Source organism: Streptomyces sp. SDr-06, from assembly GCF_003324565.1.
In the GTDB taxonomy this organism is placed as follows: domain Bacteria; phylum Actinomycetota; class Actinomycetes; order Streptomycetales; family Streptomycetaceae; genus Streptomyces.
On sequence record NZ_QOLA01000009.1, the window covers coordinates 1 to 25,109 of the forward strand.

The following is a 25,109-nucleotide window of genomic DNA, read 5'->3' on the forward strand; positions in this document are numbered from 1 at the left end:
CGTTAGGGAAACGCCCGGTTACATTCCGAACCCGGAAGCTAAGCCTTTCAGCGCCGATGGTACTGCAGGGGGGACCCTGTGGGAGAGTAGGACGCCGCCGAACAAATTGTGGGGAAAGCCCCGCACCAGATCTGTAGGAACACAGGTCACGGTGCGGGGCTTTTTCGCGTTCGTCTGGGTTTCTCCGCACAGCGATCGTGCTCAGTACCCAGGAGCACAGGTGTCCCACGCCTCCTCGGAGGCGTCCAGGGCAGTTGGAGCTACCGCTTTCGCCACGGACGCCGCAAGAGGCGCTGTACAAGCCGCGGAGGCCGCCTCCGACGCCTGCAGGCGGGTCGTGCAGGGAGAGCAGGCCTTCGGCTCCGGTGACTCTCTCGGGCTGCCGCGGTGCCCCACGGCGCGGTCCAGGCAGGCTCACCCGGGCAAGCCCCTCCAGGCTGGCCGGGCCCGGGAGTTGGCCACCCGGCGGAGCACAGCGCCTCTGCACCAGGACCAGGATGATCCGTACAAAGAAAAAAGACCCCGACCTCAGCAACTTCGCTGATGGCGGGGTCTTTCGGCACCTTCTTCAAGGTGCCCCCGGCAGGATTCGAACCTGCGCACACGGCTCCGGAGGCCGTTGCTCTATCCCCTGAGCTACGGGGGCGTCCGCCGCGTTCGGCGGCGACGGGTAGAACCCTACCAGCTCTCTCGGGGTGGCTGTGAACAGGTATTTCCGTCCCTGCCTCGGGCCGGGTCCCCCGGGCGGGGTGGAAGTGGGGAAAACCCGGACGCGGTGCCCTCCTCGGACCTAACCTCAAGGTGTGCCAGGCGTCTCCGGCCGGGTTCTTGTTGTCGACGACAACAAGGTCATCCGGCAGCTGATCAGGGTCAACCTCGAGCTGGAGGGCTTCGAGGTCGTGACCGCGGCCGATGGTGCCGAATGCCTGGAGGTCGTGCACCGGGTCAGGCCCGATGTGGTCACGCTCGACGTGGTGATGCCCCGGCTCGACGGCCTGCGGACCGCCGCGCGGCTGCGTTCGGATCCGCGGACGAACCGGCTGCCCGTCGCGATCATCAGTGCGTGCACCCAGTACGAGGTGGAGACCGGGCTCGCTGCCGGGGTCGACGCCTTCCTGGCGAAGCCGTTCGAGCCCGCCGAACTGGTCCGTGTCGTACGGCAGTTGCTGCATCGGGAGGCTCCGCCGTCCGCCGACGGCAGCAGGGAGCCCGGGCGGGCCGGGAGCACCCGGGGCTGACCCCCTGGCCGGCGGCCCCGCGCAGCGGCCCTGCCCGTATGGCGAAACCGGTTCGCGGAGGAACCCCCCTTCTCCCATACGCTGGTCCCGTGACCCCCGCAGAGCTCTCCCGTACCGTCGTGCGCGTCGTGCGCAGCGCGATCGACGAGGGTGCCCTGGGAGCCGTCGGTGGCGTCGTGCCCGAGAACGTCAAGGTCGAGCGGCCCCGGCCCGGGGGCGGTGGCGACTACGCCAGCGGTGTCGCCCTCAAGCTCGCCGCCGCGGCCGGGCTGCCGCCCCGCGAGGTGGCCGAGGTGCTGCGGCGGCGGATCGCCGAGCAGCCCGGGATCGCGCTCGTCGAGATCAGCGGGCCGGGGTTCCTCAACATCACTCTCGATCGCGGTGCCCGCCACGAGATCGTCCCGCGGATCCTGGCCGAGGCCACGTCGTACGGACACGGCGAAGCGCTTCTCGGGCAGGCGTACGACTTCGCGGAGGCTGCCGAGGAGCGGGCCCGGGTCGTCACCGACGTGGTCGTGCGGCTGCTTCGGGCGCAGGGTGCCGTGGCCCGGGTCCTGCCCGCCGGCCGAGGAGGGCAGGTGCTCTCGGTGGTCGCCTGCCCCGAGCCGCGGCTCGCCGAGCTCGTCGGGGACGGCGCCGCCCGCTGGGCCATGCTCCGCGCCGCCCGGCACGACCGGCCCCGTACCGACGTCGCGGAACTGCTCGCCCAGCGGGAGACGAACTCCCTGTTCCGGGTGCGGTACGCGTACTCCCGCAGTCGTGCCCTCACGCGCAACGCCCTCGAACTGGGCTTCCGGTCCGAGGCCGGGCCCGTTGCCGAGGGGAAGGCCCTGCTCGGGCTGCTCGGGGACCACCCGGGAGTCCTCGAAAGCGCAGCCCGGCACCAGGCGCCCGACCGGCTGGCGCGGCAGCTCGAAGCCGTGGCCGACGAACTGCTCCGCTTCCAGCCCGCGGTGCTGCCGCTCGGTGACGAGAAACCCTCGGCCGCCCACCGTCACCGGCTCGCCCTCGCCGAGGCCGCCGGAACGGTGCTGGCCGGCGGCCTGTCCCTGCTCGGCGTCGACGCCCCCGAATTTCTGTGACATGCGCGGACCTGCCCCGTCGTGCGCGCACATGACCGCAGACGTGTAAGAGAAGAGACGTAGAGAACATGAGCCGATCCGCGCACCCCGCCGGTCCCCGCCACGCCGACGTGCTGACCGAAGGGCACTATTCCGCGCCCCCCGCCGACCTCAACTCCCTTGACCAGAAGGTCTGGTCGCGGACCGTCACCCGCACCGAGGACGGCGAGGTCGCCGTCGGCGGCATCGAAGTGTCGCGGCTTGCCGAGGAGTTCGGCACGCCCGCCTACTTCCTCGACGAGGCCGACTTCCGCGCCCGCTGCCGGGCCTGGGCCGACGCCTTCGGCCGGGACGCCGACGTGTTCTACGCGGGCAAGGCGTTCCTGTCGCGGGCCGTCGTGCGCTGGCTGCACGAGGAGGGGCTCAACCTCGACGTCTGCTCCGGCACCGAGCTCGCCACCGCCCTCGACGCGGGCATGCCCGCCGAGCGCATCGCCTTCCACGGCAACAACAAGAGCGAGGCGGAGATCCGGCGGGCCGTCGAGGCCGGGGTCGGGCGGATCGTGCTCGACTCCTTCCAGGAGATCGTGCGCGTCGCCCACATCGCCCGGGAGCTCGGGAAGGTGCAGAAGGCCTTCATCCGCGTCACCGTCGGCGTCGAGGCCCACACGCACGAATTCATCGCCACCGCGCACGAGGACCAGAAGTTCGGCATCGCGCTGGCCGGCGGCCAGGCCGCCGAGGCCGTGCGGCGCGCCCTCAAGCTCGACGGGCTCGAACTGACCGGCATCCACTCGCACATCGGCTCGCAGATCTTCGACATGGCGGGCTTCGAGGTGTCCGCCCGCCGCGTCGTGCAGCTGCTCGCCGAGGTGCGCGACGAGCACGGCGTCGAGCTGCCCGAGATCGACCTCGGCGGCGGGCTCGGCATCGCGTACACCTCCGACGACGACCCCCGCGAGCCGCACGAGATCGCCAAGGCGCTCAGCGAGATCGTCACGCGCGAGTGCGACGCTGCCGGGCTCCGCGCACCCCGCATCTCGGTCGAGCCGGGCCGCGCGATCGTCGGCCCGACCGCGTTCACGCTGTACGAGGTCGGCACGATCAAGCCGCTTGAAGGGCTGCGGACGTACGTGAGCGTGGACGGCGGCATGTCCGACAACATCCGGACCGCGCTCTACGACGCCGAGTACTCGGTGGCGCTCGTCTCGCGGACCTCCGACGCCGAGCCGATGCTGGTCAGGGTGGTCGGCAAGCACTGCGAGAGCGGTGACATCGTGGTTAGTGACGCGTTTCTGCCCGCGGACCTCGCGCCGGGTGATCTGATTGCCGTGCCGGCCACGGGCGCGTACTGCCGCTCCATGGCGAGCAATTACAACCACGCGCTGCGCCCGCCCGTCGTCGCCGTGCGCGACGGATCGGCGCGGGTGATCGTCCGGCGCGAGACGGAGGAAGATCTCCTGCGTCTCGACGTCGGGTAGATGAAATAGTTGTCTCAGGATCCGGACCGAGGGCAGAAACCCCGGTCCGGTGAGTGAGACTGGTTCACATTCCAGGTTTGAACAGGAAACGAGGTCGGATGATGCGTACGCGTCCGCTGAAGGTGGCGCTGCTGGGCTGTGGAGTGGTCGGCTCAGAGGTGGCGCGCATCATGACGACGCACGCCGACGACCTCACGGCGCGCATCGGCGCTCCCGTGGAGCTCGCCGGGGTCGCCGTCCGCCGGCCCTCCAAGGTGCGCGAGGGCATCGACCCCGCCCTGGTCACCACCGACGCCACCGCCCTCGTCAAACGCGGCGACATCGACGTGGTCGTCGAGGTCATCGGCGGCATCGAGCCCGCCCGGGCGCTGATCACCACCGCCTTCGAGCACGGTGCCTCCGTCGTCTCCGCCAACAAGGCGCTGCTCGCCCAGGACGGCGCGGCCCTGCACGCCGCCGCCGTGGAGCACGGCCGGGACCTGTACTACGAGGCCGCGGTCGCCGGCGCGATCCCGCTGATCCGTCCGCTGCGCGAGTCCCTCGCCGGCGACAAGGTGAACCGGGTGCTCGGCATCGTCAACGGCACGACCAACTTCATCCTCGACAAGATGGACTCGACGGGCGCCGGCTACCAGGAGGCCCTCGACGAGGCCACCGCGCTCGGTTACGCCGAGGCCGACCCGACCGCCGACGTCGAGGGCTTCGACGCCGCCGCCAAGGCCGCCATCCTCGCCGGGATCGCCTTCCACACCCGGGTCCGCCTCGACGACGTGTACCGCGAGGGCATGACCGAGGTCACCGCCGCCGACTTCGCGTCGGCGAAGGAGATGGGCTGCACCATCAAGCTGCTCGCGATCTGCGAGCGGGCGGCCGACGGCGGCTCGGTGACCGCCCGCGTCCACCCCGCGATGATCCCGCTCGACCATCCGCTGGCCTCCGTGCGCGGGGCGTACAACGCGGTGTTCGTCGAGGCCGAGGCCGCCGGGCAGCTCATGTTCTACGGGCCCGGCGCGGGCGGCGCTCCGACCGCCTCCGCCGTCCTCGGGGACCTGGTCGCGGTGTGCCGCAACAGGCTCGCCGGGTCGACCGGACCGGGCGAGTCGGCGTACACGCAGCTGCCCGTGAGCCCCATGGGCGACGTCGTGACCCGCTACCACATCAGCCTCGACGTGGCAGACAAGCCGGGCGTGCTCGCCCAGGTGGCGACGGTCTTCGCCGAGCACGGGGTATCCATCGACACCGTGCGGCAGTCCGGCAAGGACGGCGAGGCCTCCCTCGTCGTCGTCACCCACCGCGCGGCCGACGCGGCCCTCACCGGGACCGTGGACGCCCTGCGCAAGCTCGACACCGTGCGTGGTGTCGCCAGCATCATGCGTGTTGAAGGGGAGTAATCAGCAATGACCCACCAATGGCGCGGAATCATCGAGGAGTACCGGGACCGGCTCCCCGTCTCCGCCTCGACGCCGGTCGTCACCCTCCGCGAGGGCGGCACGCCGCTCGTGCCCGCGCAGGTGCTCTCCGAGCGCACGGGCTGCGAGGTGCACCTCAAGGTCGAGGGTGCCAACCCGACGGGTTCCTTCAAGGACCGCGGGATGACCATGGCGATCACCCGGGCGAAGGAGGAGGGCGCCAAGGCGGTCATCTGCGCCTCCACCGGCAACACCTCGGCCTCGGCCGCCGCCTACGCGGTCCGCGCCGGGATGGTCTGCGCGGTGCTCGTGCCGCAGGGCAAGATCGCGCTCGGCAAGATGGGCCAGGCGCTCATCCACGGCGCCAAGATCCTTCAGGTCGACGGCAACTTCGACGACTGCCTGACGCTGGCCCGCTCGCTGTCCGACAACTACCCGGTGGCGCTGGTCAATTCGGTCAACCCGGTGCGCATCGAGGGTCAGAAGACCGCCGCGTTCGAGATCGTGGACGCGCTGGGCGACGCCCCCGACATCCACGTCCTTCCCGTGGGCAACGCCGGCAACATCACGGCGTACTGGAAGGGCTACAAGGAGTACGCCGCCGACGCGATCTCCACGCACACTCCGCGCATGTGGGGCTTCCAGGCCTCCGGTTCGGCGCCGATCGTGCGCGGGGAGGTCGTCAAGGACCCCTCGACGATCGCCACCGCGATCCGCATCGGCAACCCGGCCTCGTGGCAGTTCGCCCTGGCCGCGCGGGACGAATCCGGCGGTTTCATCGACGAAGTGACGGACCGTGAGATCCTGCGCGCGTACCGGCTGCTCGCCTCCCAGGAGGGCGTGTTCGTCGAGCCCGCCTCGGCCGCGTCGGTGGCCGGGCTGCTCAAGGCCGCCGAGCGCGGTCTCGTCGACCCGGGCCAGAAGATCGTGTGCACGGTGACCGGAAACGGCCTCAAGGACCCCGACTGGGCCGTCGCGGGCGCCCCGCAGCCCGTCACCGTCCCGGTGGACGCGGCGGCGGCCGCCGAGCGCCTCGGTCTGGCGTAGTTCCGCCACGTCCGGCGTCGCGTACGTGTCCCGCATCGCCGGGACGCGTACGTAAAGGCGGACAAGCCCGCACGTAGGGGCACAGGGGGCTCGCGACACGCATCGTGCGCCTCCTGTGCGCCCTATGTCGCCACAGAACCTTCCTTCGATAGGCTGTACCCAACCCGCCCCGCCGCATATGCCGTGGTGCAGTTGCCCACGTGGCCCTCGGGTGTTCCGTACGTCTTCGAAGATCCCGCAGCAGACTCCAGCCGCAGCCTCACAAGGAGAGTCATCAGAGCGATGGCCGGTCCCGCCTTCCGCGCCGCCGCCGTACGGGTGCGCGTTCCCGCCACCAGTGCCAACCTCGGCCCGGGCTTCGACTCCCTGGGCCTGTCACTGGGGCTCTACGACGACGTGGTCGTCCGCGTCGCCGACTCCGGCCTGGGCATCGACATCGCGGGCGAGGGCGCGGACACGCTGCCCCGCGACGAGAGCCACCTCCTCGTACGGTCCTTGCGCACCGCGTTCGACCTGCTCGGCGGGCAGCCGCGCGGCCTCGAAATCGTCTGCGCCAACCGCATCCCGCACGGCCGCGGCCTCGGCTCGTCCTCCGCCGCCATCTGCGCCGGCATCGTCGCCGCGCGCGCCGTGACGATAGGCGGCGACGCCCGGCTCGACGACGCGGCCCTGCTGGAGCTCGCGACCGAGATCGAGGGACACCCCGACAACGTGGCCGCCTGTCTGCTCGGCGGGTTCACGCTGTCCTGGATGGACGGGGGAGCGGCCCGCGCGATCAGGATGGACCCCGCGGATTCCATCGTTCCGGTGGTCTTCGTGCCCGGCAAGGCGGTCCTGACGGAGACGGCCCGCGGGCTGCTGCCGCGTACCGTCCCGCACGTCGACGCCGCCGCCAACGCCGGCCGGGCGGCCCTGCTCGTGGAGGCCCTGACCCGGCGGCCCGAGCTGCTGCTCGCGGGCACCGAGGACCGGCTCCACCAGGAGTACCGCGCGCCGGCGATGCCGGAGAGCGTGGCACTGGTCAACCGGCTGCGCGCGGACGGCGTCCCCGCGGTCATCTCCGGCGCGGGGCCCACGGTGCTCGCGCTGGTCGAGGACGGTGCGGCCGACAAGGTCGCACGCCTGGCGGGGGAGGGGTGGGCCGCCAATCGGCTCAGTCTCGACGCCGCGGGTGCGAGCGTCCTGCCGCTCGGGTCCTAGGCCGCGGGCGCAGGGAGCACGGCTTGCCGGTGAACGAGAGGGGGAATGTTTGTTGGATCCGGTAGTGTTAACCTCAAGTCTGCATCGGTCGTCTTCGTGGCGCGGTGCTTCGTGTCCCCTTCAGGGACCGCCATTCTTCCGAGAGCCTCCCCAACTGCCTGTGCAGCCTGCCTGAGCAGTTTCGAGCACGCTCCGGAACCGGCACGACACCCCACGCTTTTCCCAGCAGGGGCCGAGTAGGGGGACCTCGGGCCGGAACCCACGCACGTTTATCTCTCCGCCGTACGCGGCGGACCACCGCCCCGGCACGATCCGTGGTCGCCAAGATCACAGGCCGCAGCCGGACAGCACAACCGGTCGCCGAGCCAGACAGGCCGACGTCCGCTCCAGGGAAGGACCCTTCGTGAGCGACACCACCGATCTGATGGGCGTGACTGCCGACAGCTCTGTCGACAACGCCGCGCCCGCCGCAGGTGCTGCCTCTGGCACCACCGCACGGCGCCGCCGCTCCGGCACCGGCCTCGACGGCATGGTCCTGGCCGAGCTGCAGCAGGTCGCGTCCGGCCTCGGCATCAGGGGCACCGCGCGCATGCGCAAGAGCCAGCTGATCGAGGTCATCAAGGAGGCGCAGGCCGGAGGCGGCTCCGCGGGCAAGAGCGCCGCGCCGTCCGCCGACGCCGAGGCCAAGCCGAAGCGCCGCGCCACCTCCAAGGCCCGTACGGGTGAGGAGGCCGCCGCGCCCGCCGCCGAGAAGCAGCCCGCGCAGCAGCAGATCGACATCCCGGGCCAGCCGTCCGCCAAGGTCTCCGACCAGGCGGCCGGTGACGAGCAGCCCGCGGGCGAGCGTCGCCGGCGCCGTGCCACCGCCCCGTCCGGCAGCCCCGAGACCGCCGCCGCGGCCGTCGAGACCGCCACCAAGACGGAGGCCAAGGCCGAGGTCAGGACCGACGCCCAGCCCGAGGCGAAGGCGGCCGAGGCCGTCGAGACCGCCGAGGGCCGCCGTGACCGCCGTGACCGCGGTGAGCGGGGCGACCGCGGTGACCGCCGGGACCGCCAGCGCGGTGAGCGGGGCGACCGTGGTGAGCGCGGCGACCGTGGCGACCGCCGAGGCAAGGGCGACGACCAGCAGGGCGGCCAGCGCCAGCAGCGCCAGGGCGGCCAGCAGCAGGGCCAGCAGCAGAACAACGGCCCGCAGGACGACTTCGACGACGACGGCAGCCGCCGTGGCCGGCGCGGACGCTACCGCGACCGCCGCGGCCGCCGTGGTGGCCGTGACGAGTTCGGCGCCGAGCCGCAGGTCGCCGACGACGACGTCCTGATCCCCGTCGCGGGCATCCTGGACATCCTCGACAACTACGCGTTCATCCGTACGTCCGGCTACCTGCCGGGCCCGAACGACGTGTACGTCTCGCTCGCCCAGGTCCGCAAGAACGGGCTGCGCAAGGGTGACCACGTCACCGGCGCCGTCCGCCAGCCCAAGGACGGCGAGCGCCGCGAGAAGTTCAACGCGCTGGTGCGCCTGGACTCCTCCAACGGCATGGCCGCCGACTCGGGCCGCGGCCGCCCGGAGTTCAACAAGCTGACCCCGCTGTACCCCCAGGACCGGCTCCGTCTGGAGACCGACCCGGGCGTGCTGACCACGCGGATCATCGACCTCGTGTCGCCGATCGGCAAGGGCCAGCGAGGCCTGATCGTGGCCCCGCCGAAGACCGGCAAGACCATGATCATGCAGGCGATCGCCAACGCGATCACCCACAACAACCCCGAGTGCCACCTGATGGTCGTCCTGGTCGACGAGCGTCCGGAAGAGGTCACCGACATGCAGCGGTCGGTGAAGGGCGAGGTCATCTCCTCGACCTTCGACCGTCCCGCCGAGGACCACACCACCGTCGCCGAGCTGGCCATCGAGCGCGCCAAGCGTCTCGTCGAGCTCGGTCACGACGTGGTCGTGCTGCTCGACTCGATCACCCGTCTGGGCCGTGCGTACAACCTGGCGGCCCCGGCCTCCGGCCGCATCCTGTCCGGTGGTGTCGACTCGACCGCCCTCTACCCGCCGAAGCGCTTCTTCGGTGCGGCGCGCAACATCGAGGACGGCGGCTCGCTGACCATCCTCGCCACCGCGCTCGTGGAGACCGGCTCGCGCATGGACGAGGTGATCTTCGAGGAGTTCAAGGGCACCGGCAACATGGAGCTCAAGCTCGACCGCAAGCTCGCCGACAAGCGCATCTTCCCGGCGGTGGACGTGGACGCGTCCGGCACCCGCAAGGAAGAGATCCTGCTCGGCAGCGACGAGCTCGCGGTTGTCTGGAAGCTGCGCCGGGTGCTGCACGCGCTCGACCAGCAGCAGGCCATCGAGCTGCTCCTCGACAAGATGAAGCAGACGAAGTCGAACGCCGAGTTCCTGCTCCAGATCCAGAAGACGACTCCGGGTCCGGGCAACGGCAACGACTAGCAATTCCGGCTCCACCGGGGCCACTTGAGAGCGCCCCCGTCATTTCGGTGACGGGGGCGTTTTTTGCGCAGTAGTATCAGCGGGCCGTAAGTGGGGGGAACGTATTACTGATGCGCCACTGAGCCGCTGAGCTCTGCCCTGGGCAACCGCCGGGCAGGGCTTTCTGTTTTCTGGCGTTTCTGGCGCACGGACTCCCCTGCGCATTTACGGGTCAACCCATGGGGAGATCGAATGACATCTGGCAGGCGGAGGGTGCGCAATGCCCTCCCTGCGGCGACCGCCGTACTCGCACTGGGATCGATGGCCCTCGCGGCCGCACCGGCCCAGGCATCCGACGCTCCACCGCTGCCCGGCAAACACGGCGTCCAGGCGCCGCCGGCCCCGGCCTCCCAAGCAGAACTGAAGGCCCGGCTCAAGAGCGCAACCAGCCATTTTTCCCCTACGGCGCCCACCGCGCCGAACACGGCGAGCCCCGCGCCCGGCGCCTCCAAGACGCCGGGCGGCCAGGACCCGAAGATCATCGGCGGTACGCCCGCCGCGGTCGGCGAGGCGCCCTGGATGGTCCAGCTCTTCTACAACGACCCGGTGACCAACCAGGGCGTCTTCTGCGGCGGCACCCTGGTGGCCCCCGGCAAGGTGCTCACCGCCGCCCACTGCGTGGCGGGCCGGGACTGGACCAAGAACGGCGTCGTCCTGGGCGGCACCGTCCAGTACCCGCTCAACGGCGACGTGCACGGCGGCCGGCTCGTCAACGTGGCGCGCCAGTGGTCGAACCCCGCCTTCGACACGGGCACCCTCACCGGGGACGTGGCGGTGCTGACGCTGGCCGCTCCGCTGCCGTACCAGACGCTCCAGCCGGCCGCGTCCGACGAGAGCGTCGCCTACCGGCCGGGCACCCCGGCCACGGTGTACGGCTGGGGCCGCACCAGCTCCACCAGCCAGGACGTCTCGATGTCGCTGCTCAAGGCGACGATCCCGGTCCAGTCCGACGCCACCTGCGCCGCGTTCTACAACCAGGCGCCCGAGAACTCCTTCGTGCCGGGCCAGATGGCCTGCGCGGGGAACCCGGCGAGCGGGGCCGACGCGGGCACCGTCTCGCCGTGCAACGGCGACTCCGGCGGCCCGCTCGTCGTGGGCAACCGCATCGTGGGCGTGGTGTCGTGGGGCCGCGAGGACTGCGTGGCGGCGGGCTCGTACAGCGTCTACTCGAAGCTCAGCACCTTCGCCGGGCTCGTCGGGCCCCGCGTCGACGACACCGACCTGAACTTCGACGGGCGCGCCGACCTCTTCGCGCGCAACGACAGCACCGGTGAGGGCTTCGCGTACTACTCGCAGGGCATCACCATCGGCAACCGGTACTCGCTGGGCGACTGGCGCGGCTACGACCTGGTCCGCCAGACCGACCTCGACCGGGACCAGCGCCAGGACTTCGTCCTGCGCACCACCGGCGGGCACCTGGACTGGTACCACTACAGCGCCGCCGCGAACGCCTTCGTCCACCAGGACCTGGGCGGCGGCTGGGGCGCGATGAAGTCGATCGTGCTGCCCGGCGACCTCAACGGTGACGCCCTGACCGACCTCCTGGCGGTCGACGCCGGCGGGCAGCTGTGGCTCTACCCCGGCAACGGCGACGGATCCTTCGGCAACCGCTCGGCCCTCGGCGGCGGCTGGGGCTCGATGGTCCTGGTGGGCAAGGGCGACTACACCGGCGACGGCAAGGCCGACCTGCTGGCCCAGGACACCTCCGGCAAGCTGTGGCTCTACCCGGGCACCGGCCGCGGCGCCTTCGGCAACCGCTCGCTCGCGGGCTCGGCGGGCTGGACGTTCCCGGCGTACGCCGCCACCGGCGACGTGGACGGGGACGGCAGGGCCGACCTCTTCGCGCGGGACGGCGCGGGCGTGCTCTGGCTCTACCCGGGCAATGGCCGCGGCGCCTTCGGCGACCGCTACCAGATCGGCGGGGGCTGGAACGGCTACAGCCTCATCGGCTGAGGCATTCGACACACGCGCCACGCTCGCGGCGGCCGCGGACACATCCTGTGGCCGCCGCGAATCCGCAGGTGGGAGCGGTGGGCCCGGCCCCGACTTGCGGGCCGGGCCCGATGCGCTCTTATGGCCTTCTTAGAACCCTGTGCAACCCTTCTTGGTGCTTCGACGTCTGACGAGTGTCGACAATCCGTGCCTGTATGCCAGGGCAGGGGGTAATCGGAGGAGCACCGAGAACTGAGGAGACCATGACCGAGCAGGGCACACGCAGCAGCCGAATACGCGGGGCGGGCAAGCGCCGCAAGCAGCCCAGCACGCGCCGTCGCGCGGTGCGGATAGCGGCCTGGAGCGCGGCCGGTGTGGTGCTCGTCGGCGGGACCGGCCTCGGTTACGTGTACTTCAAGCTCAACGGCAACCTCAAGGGCGTCGACATCAACGCCCAGCTCGGCACCGACCGACCGCAGAACGTCGACAACGGCTCGATGGACATCCTGGTCCTCGGCTCGGACTCGCGGGCCGGTGCCAACAAGGAGTACGGCTCGGACGAGGGCGGCGCCCGGTCCGACACGGCGATGGTCATCCACGTCTACCAGGGCCACAAGACCGCCAGCGTCGTCTCCATCCCGCGCGACACCCTGATCACCCGCCCCTCCTGCGCCACCCCGGACGGCAAGACCGACCCCGGCGCCAAGCGCCAGATGTTCAACACGGCGTACGAGGTCGGCGGCCCGGCGTGTGCGGTCAAGACGGTCGAGCAGATGTCCGGCATCCGCATGGACCACTACCTCGAGGTCGACTTCACCGGCTTCAAGAAGCTCATCGACCAGCTCGGCGGGGTGCCCGTCACCACGAACAAGCCGATCAAGGACGACAAGAGCCACCTCGACCTCCCGGCCGGCCGGCACACCCTCAACGGCGAGCAGGCGCTCGGCCTCGTACGGACCCGGCACGGCGTGGTCGGCGACGGCAGCGACCTCGGCCGCATCCAGCTCCAGCAGGCCTTCATCAAGGCGCTGATCGGCCAGGTCAAGAGCGTGGGCGTGTTCAGCAACCCGGCCAAGCTGTACGGGCTCGCCGACGCCGCGACCAAGGCGGTCACCACCGACTCGGACCTGAGCTCGATCAACTCGCTGATCGGTTTCGCCAACGGCCTCAAGGGCCTGGACGCCGGGAACGTCAAGATGATCACGCTGCCGGTGCAGTACGACAAGCGGGACCCCAACCGCGTCAGCCCGCTGGAGGCGCAGTCCCGGCAGGTCTGGGACGCCCTCGCCAAGGACCAGCCGATCCCCGCGTCCGCGACCGCCGACTCGGCGGGCGACAAGGGCACCGCGGGCGGCTACGTAGCCCCGCAGTAGGGCCCGCGGGACGGTGCGGGGCGGGTGCGGCCGGGCGTCGGCGGCTCGCGGACGGCCGGGGAATAGATGCGCGTCCACCCCGGTTTTGGGAGATGCGGCCAGTCCTGGCAGACTGGTACGTCGGCCCCGGTTCACGTATGCGCAATCCGCGCCTGCGACCCGGCGCCCTCCCGAACCTAGGAGACACCTTGAAGCGCGACATCCACCCCGAGTACGTCGAGACCCAGGTCAGCTGCACCTGTGGCGCGGCTTTCACCACCCGTAGCACGATCGAGGGCGGTTCCATCCGCGCCGAAATCTGCTCCGAGTGCCACCCGTTCTACACGGGCAAGCAGAAGATCATGGACACCGGCGGCCGTGTGGCCCGCTTCGAGGCCCGCTTCGGCAAGGCCGCTGCCGGCTCCGCCCAGAAGTAGCGAGCCAACTGCGCCGGTCCGTGGCGCCTCCTTCCCGGGGGCGCCGCGACCGGCGCTTTGCCGTCCAGCCCTACTTCTTCGTTTGAACCCCAGGAGCCACCGATGTTCGAAGCGGTCGAGGACCTCATCGGCGAGCACGCCGATCTCGAGACGAAGCTCGCCGACCCTTCGGTCCACGCCGATCAGGCCAACGCGCGCAAGCTGAACAAGCGCTACGCCGAGCTGACGCCGATCGTCGGGACCTACCGCGCCTGGAAGCAGACGGGCGAGGACATCGAGACGGCCCGCGAGTTCGCGGCCGACGACCCCGACTTCGCCGCCGAGGTCAAGGACCTGACCGCGCAGCGCGAAGAGCTCACCGAGAAGCTCCGCCTGCTCCTGGTCCCGCGCGACCCGAGCGACGACAAGGACGTGCTCCTGGAGATCAAGGCGGGCGCGGGCGGCGACGAGTCGGCCCTGTTCGCCGGCGACCTCCTGCGCATGTACCTGCGCTACGCCGAGCGGGTCGGCTGGAAGACCGAGATCATCGACTCCACCGAGTCCGACCAGGGCGGCTACAAGGACGTCCAGGTCGCCGTGAAGACCAAGGGCGGCAACGGCGCGACCGAGCCCGGCCAGGGCGTCTGGGCGCGCCTGAAGTACGAGGGCGGCGTGCACCGCGTGCAGCGTGTGCCGGCCACCGAGTCGCAGGGCCGCATCCACACCTCCGCCGCCGGCGTGCTCGTCACGCCCGAGGCCGAGGAGGTCGACGTCGAGATCAACATGAACGACCTCCGCATCGACGTGTACCGCTCCTCGGGCCCCGGCGGCCAGTCCGTCAACACGACCGACTCCGCCGTGCGCATCACGCACATCCCGACCGGCGTGGTCGCCTCCTGCCAGAACGAGAAGAGCCAGCTCCAGAACAAGGAGCAGGCCATGCGCATCCTGCGCTCGCGGCTGCTCGCTGCCGCCCAGGAGGCCGCCGAGCAGGAGGCCGCCGACGCCCGCCGCAGCCAGGTGCGCACCGTCGACCGCTCCGAGAAGATCCGGACGTACAACTTCCCGGAAAACCGCATCTCGGACCACCGGGTCGGCTTCAAGGCGTACAACTTGGACCAGGTCCTCGACGGCGACCTGGACGCGATGATCCAGGCCTGCGTCGACGCGGACTCCGCGGCCAAGCTCGCGGCCGCCCAGTAATTCCCACCCCCGTACGACTGCCGGAGGACCAGCGTGCAGCAAAACTCTGGGGGGCGACCCCCAGGCCCCCGAAGCGTGCTGCTTGCCGAGGTGGCCCAGGCCACCCAGCGGCTGGCCGACGCCGGCGTGCCCTCTCCGCGCTTCGACGCGGAGGAGCTCGCCGCGCACATCCACGGCGTCAAGCGGGGAGAGCTGCACCACGTCAAGGACGCCGACTTCGACGCCCGCTACTGGGAGGCCATCGCCCGCCGCGAGGCCCGCGAGCCGCTCCAGCACATCACCGGCCGCGCCTTCTTCCGCTACCTCGAACTCCAGGTCGGGCCGGGGGTGTTCGTGCCACGTCCGGAGACCGAGTCGGTGGTCGGGTGGGCCATAGACGCCGTGCGCGCGATGGACGTCGTCGAGCCGCTGATCGTGGACCTGTGCACCGGCTCGGGCGCCATCGCGCTCGCCATGGCGCAGGAGGTGCCGCGCTCGCGCGTGCACGCCGTGGAGCTGTCCGAGGACGCACTGGAGTGGACGCGGAAGAACGTCGAGGGGTCCCGCGTCGTTCTCCACCAGGGCGACGCGCTCACCGCGCTGCCCGAGCTCGACGGTCAGGTCGACCTGGTCATCTCCAACCCGCCGTACATCCCGCTCACCGAGTGGGAGTACGTCGCCCCCGAGGCCCGCGACCACGATCCCGAGCTGGCGCTGTTCTCCGGTGAGGACGGGCTCGACACCATCCGGGGCATCGAGCGCACCGCGCACCGCCTCCTGCGGCCCGGCGGGCTCGTCGTCATCGAGCACGCCGACACCCAGGGCGGCCAGGTGCCGTGGATCTTCAACGAGGAGGCCGGCTGGGCGGACGCGGCCGACCACCCCGACCTGAACAACCGCCCCCGCTTCGCCACGGCCCGCAAGGCCACACCGTGACCCGCCGCATCATCCAGACCGTGTACGTGTACGAGGAGGCCCGCTGATGGCTCGGCGATACGACTGCAACGACGCTACCGACCGCGCGACCGGTCTGCGCGAAGCCGCCTCCGCCGTACGCCGCGGCGAACTCGTCGTGCTGCCCACGGACACCGTGTACGGCATCGGCGCGGACGCGTTCAGCTCGCAGGCCGTCACCGATCTGCTCGACGCCAAGGGCCGCGGCCGCAACATGCCCACCCCCGTGCTCATCGGCTCGCCGAACACCCTGCACGGCCTGGTCACCGACTTCACCGAGCAGGCCTGGGAGCTCGTCGACGCGTTCTGGCCGGGCGCCCTCACCCTGGTCGCGCGCCACCAGCCGTCGCTCCAGTGGGACCTCGGCGACACCCGGGGCACCGTCGCGATCCGGATGCCGCTGCACCCGGTCGCCATCGAGCTGCTCACCGAGGTCGGCCCGATGGCCGTGTCCTCCGCCAACCTCACCGGCCACCCCTCGCCCGAGGACTGCGACGCCGCGCAGGGCATGCTGGGCGACTCCGTCTCGGTGTACCTGGACGGCGGCCCCACCCCGGGCATCGTTCCGTCGTCGATCGTCGACGTCACCGGAAAGGTCCCGGTGCTGCTGCGCGCGGGCGCCCTCGACGCGGACGAGCTGCGCAAGGTGGTACCCGACCTCGAGGTGGCCAATTGACCGCCCCTGAGGGGCGTGGCATAGGCACGGTTCACCCCGCGGTGAACTCGTTCCGCATCCTCCACGTCAGCACCGGCAACGTCTGCCGCTCGCCGATCACCGAGCGGCTGACCCGCCATGCCCTGAGCGACCGGCTCGGGGACCCGTTCACGGGCGGCCTCATCGTGGAGAGCGCGGGTACCTGGGGGCACGAGGGCGCCCCGATGGAGGCCAACGCCGCCGCCGTCCTGGCCGACTTCGGCGCGGACGCCACCGGCTTCACCGGGCGCGAGCTGCTCGACGAGCACGTCATCACCGCCGACCTGGTGCTGACCGCCACCCGCGACCACCGCGCCCAGGTCATCTCGATGGGCCACTCGGCGGGTCTGCGCACCTTCACCCTGAAGGAGTTCACCCGCCTCGTACGGGCCATAGACCCCGCCACGCTGCCCGATCCGCTCCAGGAGGGCATGGTGGAGCGGGCGAGGGCCCTGGTACGGGCCGCGGCCGCGCTGCGCGGCTGGCTGCTCGCCCCGAGCGCCGAGGCCGACGAGGTCAACGACCCCTACGGCGCCCCGATCACGTTCTTCCGCTCCATCGGCGACGAGATCAACCAGGCCCTGGACCCGGTCGTCACCGCCCTGACCGGTGTACCCACCCACCACTGAAGCACCCCGCCGCTGCCCGGCCCCCGGCACGCCGGGCGCGCGGGGCGGCCGGGACCTACGCTGGGTGCATGTCCGTCACCTCCGCAGTTGGCACCGAACTCGCGGGGCTCGACGCCGTCAGGCGGCAGGACCCCGAAATGGCCGGCGTGCTGCTCGGCGAGGCCGAGCGCCAGGCCTCCTCGCTGCAGTTGATCGCCGCCGAGAACTTCACCTCGCCCGCCGTGCGCGCGGCCCTGGGCTCCCAGCTGGGCAACAAGTACGCCGAGGGATACCCGGGCGCCCGCCACCACGGTGGCTGCGAGGTCGTCGACGTGGCCGAGCGCATCGCCGTCGACCGCGCCAAGGCCCTCTTCGGGGCCGCCCACGCCAACGTACAGACGCATTCGGGTACTTCGGCGATCCTGGCGGCCTACGCGGCGCTCCTGAAGCCGGGAGACACCGTTCTGGCGATGGGGCTCCCGTTCGGCGGACACCTCACGCACGGCTCGCCCGCCAACTTCTCGGGGCGGTGGTTCGACTTCGTCGGGTACGGCGTCGAGCCGGGCACCGGGCTCATCGACTACGGCGAGGTCTGGGACCTGGCGGTGGAGCACCGGCCCAAGGCGATCGTGTGCGGATCGATCGCCTATCCGCGCCATCCGGACTACCGGGCCTTCCGCGAGATCGCCGACGACGTGGGCGCCTACCTCATCGCGGACGCCGCCCACCCCATGGGCCTGATCGCCGGGGGAGCGGCGCCGAGCCCGGTGCCGTACGCCGACGTCGTGTGCGCCACCACCCACAAGGTGCTGCGCGGGCCGCGCGGCGGGCTGATCCTGTGCGGCGGCGAGCTGGCCGCCCGCATCGACCGCGCGGTCTTCCCCTTCACGCAGGGCGGCGCCCAGATGCACACGATCGCCGCCAAGGCCGTCGCCTTCGGCGAGGCGTCCACTCCGGGCTTCACGGCGTACGCCCATCAGGTGGTCGCCAACGCGCGCATCCTCGCCGAGGGGCTGCTGGCCGAGGGGTTCGGGGTGGTCACCGGAGGCACCGACACCCATCTGGTGCTCGCCGACCCGGCGCCGTTCGGCGTCGACGGCCGTACCGCGCGCGGACGGCTGGCGGGCGCCGGGCTCGTCCTGGACAGCTGCGCCCTGCCGCACGTGGACGCCCGCGGCATCCGGCTCGGCACCGCCGCCGTCACCACCCAGGGGATGGGAGAGGCGGAAATGGCCAGAATCGCGGTGCTGTTCGCGATGGCGATGCGAGAGGATCCCAAGGCGCGTGCGGGGGTACGGGAACTGGCGGAAAGGTTTCCCCCTCCGTAAGAGGGTCCTGATCCGGTGGTCCGGGGCCTTCTCACAGGGTTCGCATACCGGAAGAAAGCGGGGCTTATCCCCGCTTCACGGAGGTGTCTGCAACCATCTGCCGGATCCGGATGTCCTCAACCACATGCGCGCGAAGCTAGGGTGTGGGGCTGAGATGGCCAGCGATACCTCTGGGGCAGCCCGTGCGTGAATACCTGCTGACGCTCTGCGTCACGGCCGCGGTGACCTATCTGCTCACCGGGCCGGTGCGGAAGTTCGCCATCGCCGTCGGTGCGATGCCGGAGATCCGCGCGCGTGACGTGCACCGGGAACCGACGCCGAGGCTCGGTGGCATCGCCATGTTCGGCGGCCTGTGCGCGGGCCTGCTCGTCGCCGACCACCTCGACGGCCTCAACGCCGTCTTCAGCCAGTCCAACGAACCGCGCGCCCTGCTCTCCGGCGCCGCGCTGATCTGGCTTATCGGCGTCCTGGACGACAAGTTCGAGATCGACGCGCTGGTCAAGCTCGGCGGCCAGATGATCGCCGCGGGCGTGATGGTCATGCAGGGTCTGACGATCCTGTGGCTGCCCATCCCCGGCATCGGCTCGGTCTCGCTGACCTCCTGGCAGGGCACCCTGCTCACGGTCGCGCTCGTCGTGATCACCATCAACGCGGTGAACTTCGTGGACGGCCTCGACGGCCTGGCCGCCGGCATGGTGTGCATCGCCTCGGCGGCGTTCTTCATGTACGCCTACCGGCTCTGGTACGGCTACGGGATCGAGGCGGCGGCCCCCGCCACCCTGTTCGCCGCCATCCTCATGGGCATGTGCGTGGGCTTCCTGCCGCACAACATGCACCCGGCCCGGATCTTCATGGGCGACTCGGGCTCGATGCTGATCGGCCTGGTGCTCGCGGCCGGCGCCATCTCCATCACGGGCCAGGTGGACCCCGACGCGATGAAGCTCAACTTCGGCGGCACCCGCGATGCCACCCACGCGATGCTGCCGGTCTTCATCCCGCTGCTCATGCCGCTGTCGATCATCGCGATCCCGATGGCCGACCTGGTGCTCGCCATCGTCCGCAGGACCTGGAACGGGCAGTCGCCGTTCGCCGCGGACCGGGGCCACCTGCACCACCGGCTCCTGGAGATCGGGCACTCGCACAGCCGGGCGGTGCTGATCATGTACTTCTGGTCGGCGCTCATCGCCTTCGGCGCGGTCGCCTACTCGGTGCACTCGGCGTCGATGTGGATCGTGCTGATGATCGTCGCGCTCAGCGCGGTCGGGCTCGTCCTGCTGCTGCTGCCGCGGTTCGCGCCGCGCACCCCGCAGTGGGCCGAGCGGTTCGTGCCGCCGCGCTACCGGCACGCACGGGGCGAGCCGGAGGCCGTGCACTCGCTCGCGCCGGCCGAGGAGGACGGGGTGCGCGGCGAGCGCACTCCTGTGGCCGCCGGGGTCTCCGGCGTCAACGGGGCGACCGCGATCGGCCCCCGTTCGCGTTTCCCCGACCGGCGGAAGACCGGTGCGTCACGCTGACGAATTGCCGCGCCGACGCCCAATACCAGACATCTCGCCGCCCGTTGCGCACAAACGCGCAGGACCACTCTCAAGTGTGATGGGCAGCACACTTCCATGGTAAAGACCTCATCAAATAGTTTGTGATACGGTTCACGAGACCCGGCGCCAGAGCCGAAGGACCGTAGTGCGACGGTCCGTTGGCCCGAGGGACCAACTCGGCCCGGGCTTACGCTCGTCCATGACGACACCACTTTGCCCCCACCAGCAAGCGGAGCTGCCGCCATGCCGTCCAACGACGCACGCACTCTTCTCCAGACCGCCCTACCCACCGCTGCCGCGGGCGCTGTTGCCGCCGTGGTCAGCGGTGTGGTCGCGGGCGGCAAGGGAGCGGTGGGCGCCATCGTCGCGACGCTGGTCGTGGTCCTCTTCATGGGCATCGGACTCGTCGTCCTGGAACGCACTGCCAAATCGCTTCCGCATCTGTTCCAGGCCATGGGGCTGATGCTGTACACGGCGCAGTTGCTCCTGCTGTTCATCTTCGTCGCGGTCTTCAAGAACACGACGCTGTTCAACCCCAAGTGCTTCGCCGCGACCCTCGTCGCGCTGACCCTCGTGTGGATCGGCGCGCAGGCGCGTGCGCACATGAAGGCGAAGATCCTTTACGTCGAACCGGATACCGCTGAGGGCAACAAGCCCGAAAAGACGGGGCCGTCGTCGTGAACGGTAGGGCCGGAATAAACGCGAGTTCAGGACCCTGCTATCGTCCGGTGCCAACTGCGGCACTGCGGGCGCGGGCATCTGAGCTGACGCCTGCTCGATCGCGAGGCTTGATGCCCGACCGCCGCCCCATCATCCGTAACACCAGTCCAGTGCCGAACCGCGGCTGCGCGCCGCGCCGACACAACGAGGTTGCCGTACCTATGCGCCACGCTGAAGGAGCCCGCGGTGAGTGCTGACCCGACGCAGGTGCTCGCCTTCGATCCGAGCTGCCACATCTTCCAGTCGAACGGCTGTGGCTTCGAGGGTCCCGGCCTGCACTCGTTCCTCTTCGAGCCGCTCTGGGGCGACACCAACGGCCTGTACTTCAACAAGCCGATGCTGCTGGCCCTGCTGGGCTCGGTCGTCATCGTCGGCTTCTTCTGGGCCGCCTTCCGCAAGCCGAAGGTAGTCCCCGGCAAGTTCCAGATGGTCGCCGAGGCCGGCTACGACTTCGTGCGCCGCGGCATCGTCTACGAGACGATCGGCAAGAAGGAGGGCGAGAAGTGGGTTCCCCTCATGGTCTCGCTGTTCTTCTTCGTCTGGATGATGAACCTCTGGTCCATCATCCCCGTCGCCCAGTTCCCGGTGACGTCGATCATCGCGTACCCCGCGGTCCTCGCAGGGATCGTCTACGTCGTCTGGATGAGCCTCACCTTCAAGCGGCACGGCTTCGTCGGTGGCTTCAAGAACCTCACCGGCTATGACAAGTCGCTCGGCGCGGTTCTGCCGATGGTCATGGTCATCGAGTTCTTCTCGAACGTGCTGGTCCGCCCCTTCACGCACGCGGTGCGACTCTTCGCGAACATGTTCGCCGGTCACACCCTGCTGCTCCTGTTCACGATCGCCAGCTGGTACATGCTCAACGGCATCGGCATCGCGTACTCCGGCGTCTCGTTCGTGATGGTCATCGTGATGACCGGCTTCGAACTCTTCATCCAGGCCGTGCAGGCATACGTGTTCGTGCTCCTGGCGTGCAGCTTCATCCAGGGCGCCGTCGCCGAGCACCACTGACCGCCCCGCACCCTCCATACCCCCAGTCGTCCGGTGGCCAACCCCCACCGGTCCGTGAAAGAGAAGGAAGAACTGGCATGTCCCAGATCCTCGCTGCCTCCGATGGCGTCACCGGCTCGCTCAGCTCCATCGGTTACGGCCTCGCCGCGATCGGCCCCGGCGTCGGCGTCGGCATCATCTTCGGTAACGGCACGCAGGCTCTCGCCCGTCAGCCCGAAGCGGCCGGCCTGATCCGCGCCAACCAGATCCTCGGTTTCGCGTTCTGTGAGGCGCTGGCCCTGATCGGCCTCGTCATGCCGTTCGTCTACTAAGACGAACCACGACAAGACCGACCGACGAAAGGCACTGATGTGAACCTCACCATGGTTCAGCTGGCGGCCGAGGGCAAGGAAAACCCCCTCGTTCCGCCGTGGCCTGAGCTCGTCATCGGCCTCATCGCCTTCGTCATCGTCTTCGGCTTCCTCGCCAAGAAGCTCCTCCCGAACATCAACAAGGTTCTGGACGAGCGTCGCGAGGCCATCGAAGGCGGGATGGAGAAGGCCGAGGCCGCTCAGACCGAGGCCCAGAGCGTCCTTGAGCAGTACAAGGCGCAGCTCGCCGAGGCCCGCCACGAGGCTGCCCGCCTGCGCCAGGAGGCGACCGAGCAGGGCACCGCGCTCATCCAGGAGATGAGGGCGGAAGGCCAGCGGCAGCGTGAGGAGATCATCGCTGCCGGCCACGCCCAGATCGAGGCCGACCGCAAGGCCGCCGCGCACTCGCTCCGTCAGGACGTGGGCAAGCTGGCGACCGACCTGGCCGGCAAGCTGGTCGGCGAGTCCCTCGAGGACCACGCCCGCCAGAGCCGCACCATCGACCGTTTCCTCGGCGAGCTCGAGGAGAAGGCCGAGGCCGTCCGATGAACGGCGCGAGCCGCGAGGCACTGGCCGCCGCACGTGAGCGTCTCGACGCGCTGATGGACAACACGTCCGTCGACGCGGCGAAGCTCGGCGACGAGCTGGCCGCCGTCACCACGCTGCTCGACCGCGAGGTCTCGCTGCGTCGGGTCCTGACCGACCCGGCGCAGGCCGGCGAGGCCAGGGCCGAGCTGGCCGCGCGTCTGTTCGGCGGCCAGGTGGGCGGCGAGACCGCCGACCTGGTGGGCGGCATGGTCCGCTCCCGCTGGTCGCAGTCGCGTGACCTGGTGGACTCGCTCGAGGAACTGGCGAGCACCGCCGACCTCACCGCCGCGCAGCAGTCGGGCGCGCTGGACGACGTCGAGGACGAGCTGTTCCGGTTCGGCCGCATCGTCACCTCCAGCACCGAGCTGCGCGCCGCGCTCACCAGCCGCACCGCCACGGTCGCGGCCAAGGTCGAGCTGCTGCGCAGCCTGCTCGGCGGCAGGGCGAACCCGGTCACCGAGCGTCTGGTCGGCCGTCTTGTGACCCGGCCGCGTGGACGTAGCCTGGAAGCGGGACTCGAGTCCCTCTCCAAGCTGGCCGCGCACCGCCGGGACCGGATGGTCGCCGTCGTCACCTCGGCGGTCCCGCTGACCGACCTCCAGAAGTCGCGCCTCGGTGCGGCCCTGGCGAAGATCTACGGCCGTCAGATGCACCTGAACCTCGACGTGGACCCCGAGGTCCTCGGCGGGATCTCGGTGCGCGTCGGCGACGAGGTCATCGAAGGCACCATCGCGGACCGTCTCGAAGAGGCGAACCGGCGGCTGGCGCGCTGACCGAGCGGTCGGCACACCAACTGAATTAGCAACACCAGCGGCCCGGTTGGGCCGTGCAGAAATTGCAGAAGATTCCTGGGGGTCGGCCCCCAGACCCCCTTAGAAACTTCGGGCCCAACAAGGAGAGCAGGGAACCCAGATGGCGGAGCTCACGATCCGGCCGGAGGAGATCCGGGACGCGCTGGAGACCTTTGTCCAGTCGTACCAGCCGGACGCGGCCTCGCGCGAGGAGGTCGGTACGGTCAGCGTTGCCGGCGACGGCATCGCGAAGGTCGAGGGTCTTCCCTCGGCCATGGCGAACGAGCTGCTGCGGTTCGAGGACGGAACCCTTGGTCTCGCCCTCAACCTCGAGGAGCGCGAGATCGGTGCGATCGTCCTCGGCGAGTTCAGCGGAATCGAAGAGGGCCAGCCGGTGCAGCGCACCGGTGAGGTGCTCTCGGTCGGCGTCGGCGAGGGCTACCTCGGCCGCGTCGTCGACCCGCTCGGCAACCCGATCGACGGCCTCGGCGAGATCGAGACCGACGGCCGCCGCGCCCTGGAGCTGCAGGCTCCGGGCGTCATGGTCCGTAAGTCGGTGCACGAGCCGATGGCGACCGGTTACAAGGCCGTCGACGCGATGGTGCCGATCGGCCGTGGCCAGCGTCAGCTGATCATTGGTGACCGTCAGACCGGCAAGACCGCTCTGGCCGTCGACACGATCATCAACCAGCGCGACAACTGGCGCTCGGGCGACCCGAAGAAGCAGGTCCGCTGCATCTACGTCGCCATCGGCCAGAAGGGCTCGACCATCGCCTCCGTGCGTGGCGCCCTGGAAGAGGCCGGCGCGCTGGAGTACACGACGATCGTCGCCGCGCCCGCGTCCGACCCGGCCGGCTTCAAGTACCTCGCCCCGTACACCGGTTCGGCCATCGGCCAGCACTGGATGTACGACGGCAAGCACGTCCTCATCATCTTCGACGACCTGTCGAAGCAGGCCGACGCCTACCGCGCCGTGTCGCTGCTGCTGCGCCGTCCGCCGGGCCGCGAGGCCTACCCGGGCGACGTCTTCTACCTGCACTCGCGTCTGCTCGAGCGCTGCGCGAAGCTGTCGGACGACATGGGCGCCGGTTCGATGACGGGTCTGCCGATCGTCGAGACCAAGGCGAACGACGTGTCGGCGTTCATCCCGACCAACGTCATCTCCATCACCGACGGCCAGTGCTTCCTGGAGTCGGACCTGTTCAACGCCGGTCAGCGCCCCGCGCTGAACGTCGGTATCTCCGTCTCCCGAGTCGGTGGTTCCGCGCAGCACAAGGCCATGCGCCAGGTGTCCGGCCGACTGCGTGTCGACCTCGCCCAGTACCGCGAGCTGGAGGCGTTCGCCGCCTTCGGTTCCGACCTGGACGCCGCTTCCAAGGCTTCCCTCGAGCGCGGCAAGCGCATGGTCGAGCTGCTGAAGCAGCCGCAGTACTCGCCGTTCCCGGTCGAGGAGCAGGTCGTCTCCATCTGGGCCGGCACCACCGGCAAGATGGACGACGTCCCGGTCGAGGACATCCGCCGCTTCGAGGCCGAGCTGCTGGAGTACCTGCGCCGCGAGCGCAAGGAGCTCCTCACCTCGATCGCCGAGGGCGCGAAGATGTCGGACGACACCCTGCAGTCCGTGGCCGACGCCATCGCCAACTTCAAGCGGCAGTTCGAGACCTCGGACGGCAAGCTCCTGGGCGACGACGCGCCGGTCAGCACCAGCAAGTGACGACGAC

The 25,109-nt window shown here is 70.3% G+C and carries 22 protein-coding genes, 1 tRNA gene and 1 rRNA gene; 23 read left to right on the forward strand and 1 reads right to left on the reverse strand.

All coding sequences use genetic code 11. The features are described 5' to 3' along the window. A 5S ribosomal RNA gene (gene rrf, locus DT019_RS19560) occupies positions 1–103 on the forward strand; the annotation flags it as partial. A gap of 471 nt (positions 104–574) precedes the next feature. On the opposite strand, the gene DT019_RS19565 is transcribed toward rrf, so the two are convergent. Continuing rightward, positions 575–646 (reverse strand) — tRNA-Arg (locus tag DT019_RS19565). Positions 647–803: 157 nt separating this feature from the next. Between DT019_RS19565 and DT019_RS19570 the strand changes: the two genes are divergently transcribed. The 22 genes from DT019_RS19570 to atpA all read left to right on the forward strand — a co-directional run bounded on the left by DT019_RS19570 (position 804) and on the right by atpA (position 25,102). Next, positions 804–1,238: a response regulator gene (locus DT019_RS19570; protein WP_114038157.1), complete on the forward strand. Its 435-nt coding sequence runs from the start codon at positions 804–806 to the stop codon at positions 1,236–1,238. A gap of 89 nt (positions 1,239–1,327) precedes the next feature. Then, positions 1,328–2,320 (forward strand): ArgS-related anticodon-binding protein NrtL, encoded by a 993-nt coding sequence (gene nrtL / locus DT019_RS19575; RefSeq protein ID WP_114038158.1) that lies wholly within the window; start codon positions 1,328–1,330, stop codon positions 2,318–2,320. A gap of 68 nt (positions 2,321–2,388) precedes the next feature. Next, on the forward strand, positions 2,389–3,780 hold the full coding sequence (gene lysA, locus DT019_RS19580; protein WP_114038159.1) for a diaminopimelate decarboxylase: 1,392 nt from the start codon (positions 2,389–2,391) through the stop codon (positions 3,778–3,780). Positions 3,781–3,878: 98 nt separating this feature from the next. Then, positions 3,879–5,171 (forward strand): homoserine dehydrogenase, encoded by a 1,293-nt coding sequence (locus DT019_RS19585; RefSeq protein ID WP_189389742.1) that lies wholly within the window; start codon positions 3,879–3,881, stop codon positions 5,169–5,171. A 6-nt stretch (positions 5,172–5,177) separates the two neighbouring features. Next, on the forward strand, positions 5,178–6,236 hold the full coding sequence (gene thrC / locus DT019_RS19590; protein WP_114038160.1) for a threonine synthase: 1,059 nt from the start codon (positions 5,178–5,180) through the stop codon (positions 6,234–6,236). 282 nt (positions 6,237–6,518) lie between these two features. Next, complete coding sequence (gene thrB / locus DT019_RS19595) at positions 6,519–7,436, forward strand: homoserine kinase (RefSeq protein WP_114038161.1); 918 nt, start codon at positions 6,519–6,521, stop codon at positions 7,434–7,436. Positions 7,437–7,839: 403 nt separating this feature from the next. After that, on the forward strand, positions 7,840–9,888 hold the full coding sequence (rho, locus tag DT019_RS19600; RefSeq protein ID WP_114038162.1) for a transcription termination factor Rho: 2,049 nt from the start codon (positions 7,840–7,842) through the stop codon (positions 9,886–9,888). 231 nt (positions 9,889–10,119) lie between these two features. Further along, the gene (locus tag DT019_RS19605; RefSeq protein WP_114038163.1) at positions 10,120–11,880 is read left to right on the forward strand and encodes a trypsin-like serine protease; all 1,761 of its coding nucleotides are present in this window, start codon (positions 10,120–10,122) and stop codon (positions 11,878–11,880) included. 242 nt (positions 11,881–12,122) lie between these two features. Then, positions 12,123–13,232: an LCP family protein gene (locus DT019_RS19610; protein ID WP_114038164.1), complete on the forward strand. Its 1,110-nt coding sequence runs from the start codon at positions 12,123–12,125 to the stop codon at positions 13,230–13,232. 188 nt (positions 13,233–13,420) lie between these two features. Next, positions 13,421–13,648 carry a 50S ribosomal protein L31 gene (rpmE, locus tag DT019_RS19615; protein ID WP_114038165.1) on the forward strand — a complete coding sequence of 76 codons (228 nt, stop codon included), beginning with the start codon at positions 13,421–13,423 and terminating at the stop codon, positions 13,646–13,648. A 102-nt stretch (positions 13,649–13,750) separates the two neighbouring features. Then, the gene (prfA, locus tag DT019_RS19620) at positions 13,751–14,830 is read left to right on the forward strand and encodes a peptide chain release factor 1 (protein WP_114038166.1); all 1,080 of its coding nucleotides are present in this window, start codon (positions 13,751–13,753) and stop codon (positions 14,828–14,830) included. A gap of 33 nt (positions 14,831–14,863) precedes the next feature. Beyond that, complete coding sequence (gene prmC, locus DT019_RS19625) at positions 14,864–15,745, forward strand: peptide chain release factor N(5)-glutamine methyltransferase (RefSeq protein ID WP_114038167.1); 882 nt, start codon at positions 14,864–14,866, stop codon at positions 15,743–15,745. Positions 15,746–15,791: 46 nt separating this feature from the next. After that, on the forward strand, positions 15,792–16,439 hold the full coding sequence (locus DT019_RS19630) for an L-threonylcarbamoyladenylate synthase (protein WP_114038168.1): 648 nt from the start codon (positions 15,792–15,794) through the stop codon (positions 16,437–16,439). Continuing rightward, positions 16,436–17,086 (forward strand): protein-tyrosine-phosphatase, encoded by a 651-nt coding sequence (locus tag DT019_RS19635; RefSeq protein ID WP_114038169.1) that lies wholly within the window; start codon positions 16,436–16,438, stop codon positions 17,084–17,086. The genes DT019_RS19630 and DT019_RS19635 overlap by 4 nt, the downstream gene beginning before the upstream one ends. Positions 17,087–17,154: 68 nt before the next feature. Next, a complete protein-coding gene (gene glyA / locus DT019_RS19640) occupies positions 17,155–18,393 on the forward strand; it encodes a serine hydroxymethyltransferase (protein WP_114038170.1) in 1,239 nt (412 codons plus the stop codon). Between the two features lie 182 nt (positions 18,394–18,575). Further along, entirely contained in the window at positions 18,576–19,907 is a 1,332-nt protein-coding gene (locus DT019_RS19645; RefSeq protein WP_223279664.1) for an MraY family glycosyltransferase, read from the forward strand. A gap of 264 nt (positions 19,908–20,171) precedes the next feature. Then, the gene (locus DT019_RS19650; protein ID WP_114038172.1) at positions 20,172–20,609 is read left to right on the forward strand and encodes a hypothetical protein; all 438 of its coding nucleotides are present in this window, start codon (positions 20,172–20,174) and stop codon (positions 20,607–20,609) included. Positions 20,610–20,834: 225 nt separating this feature from the next. Beyond that, positions 20,835–21,659 (forward strand): F0F1 ATP synthase subunit A, encoded by an 825-nt coding sequence (gene atpB / locus DT019_RS19655; RefSeq protein ID WP_114038173.1) that lies wholly within the window; start codon positions 20,835–20,837, stop codon positions 21,657–21,659. A gap of 77 nt (positions 21,660–21,736) precedes the next feature. After that, on the forward strand, positions 21,737–21,970 hold the full coding sequence (gene atpE, locus DT019_RS19660) for an ATP synthase F0 subunit C (RefSeq protein WP_053726990.1): 234 nt from the start codon (positions 21,737–21,739) through the stop codon (positions 21,968–21,970). A gap of 51 nt (positions 21,971–22,021) precedes the next feature. After that, complete coding sequence (locus DT019_RS19665; RefSeq protein ID WP_063802014.1) at positions 22,022–22,558, forward strand: F0F1 ATP synthase subunit B; 537 nt, start codon at positions 22,022–22,024, stop codon at positions 22,556–22,558. Further along, positions 22,555–23,370: a F0F1 ATP synthase subunit delta gene (locus DT019_RS19670; RefSeq protein ID WP_114038174.1), complete on the forward strand. Its 816-nt coding sequence runs from the start codon at positions 22,555–22,557 to the stop codon at positions 23,368–23,370. The genes DT019_RS19665 and DT019_RS19670 overlap by 4 nt, the downstream gene beginning before the upstream one ends. A gap of 139 nt (positions 23,371–23,509) precedes the next feature. Continuing rightward, the gene (gene atpA, locus DT019_RS19675; protein ID WP_114038175.1) at positions 23,510–25,102 is read left to right on the forward strand and encodes a F0F1 ATP synthase subunit alpha; all 1,593 of its coding nucleotides are present in this window, start codon (positions 23,510–23,512) and stop codon (positions 25,100–25,102) included. Positions 25,103–25,109 lie beyond the last annotated feature (7 nt).

Bases quoted from the DNA above. Each gene is read 5' to 3' on its own strand.
- thrB (WP_114038161.1), top strand. From the start codon at position 6,519: ATGGCCGGTCCCGCCTTCCGCGCCGCCGCCGTACGGGTGCGCGTTCCC.
- atpE (WP_053726990.1), top strand. From the start codon at position 21,737: ATGTCCCAGATCCTCGCTGCCTCCGATGGCGTCACCGGCTCGCTCAGC.
- DT019_RS19670 (WP_114038174.1), top strand. From the start codon at position 22,555: ATGAACGGCGCGAGCCGCGAGGCACTGGCCGCCGCACGTGAGCGTCTC.
- prfA (WP_114038166.1), top strand. From the start codon at position 13,751: ATGTTCGAAGCGGTCGAGGACCTCATCGGCGAGCACGCCGATCTCGAG.
- thrC (WP_114038160.1), top strand. From the start codon at position 5,178: ATGACCCACCAATGGCGCGGAATCATCGAGGAGTACCGGGACCGGCTC.
- lysA (WP_114038159.1), top strand. From the start codon at position 2,389: ATGAGCCGATCCGCGCACCCCGCCGGTCCCCGCCACGCCGACGTGCTG.
- glyA (WP_114038170.1), top strand. From the start codon at position 17,155: ATGTCCGTCACCTCCGCAGTTGGCACCGAACTCGCGGGGCTCGACGCC.
- DT019_RS19630 (WP_114038168.1), top strand. From the start codon at position 15,792: ATGGCTCGGCGATACGACTGCAACGACGCTACCGACCGCGCGACCGGT.
- DT019_RS19585 (WP_189389742.1), top strand. From the start codon at position 3,879: ATGATGCGTACGCGTCCGCTGAAGGTGGCGCTGCTGGGCTGTGGAGTG.
- DT019_RS19605 (WP_114038163.1), top strand. From the start codon at position 10,120: ATGACATCTGGCAGGCGGAGGGTGCGCAATGCCCTCCCTGCGGCGACC.
- DT019_RS19665 (WP_063802014.1), top strand. From the start codon at position 22,022: ATGGTTCAGCTGGCGGCCGAGGGCAAGGAAAACCCCCTCGTTCCGCCG.
- atpA (WP_114038175.1), top strand. From the start codon at position 23,510: ATGGCGGAGCTCACGATCCGGCCGGAGGAGATCCGGGACGCGCTGGAG.
- DT019_RS19650 (WP_114038172.1), top strand. From the start codon at position 20,172: ATGCCGTCCAACGACGCACGCACTCTTCTCCAGACCGCCCTACCCACC.
- DT019_RS19610 (WP_114038164.1), top strand. From the start codon at position 12,123: ATGACCGAGCAGGGCACACGCAGCAGCCGAATACGCGGGGCGGGCAAG.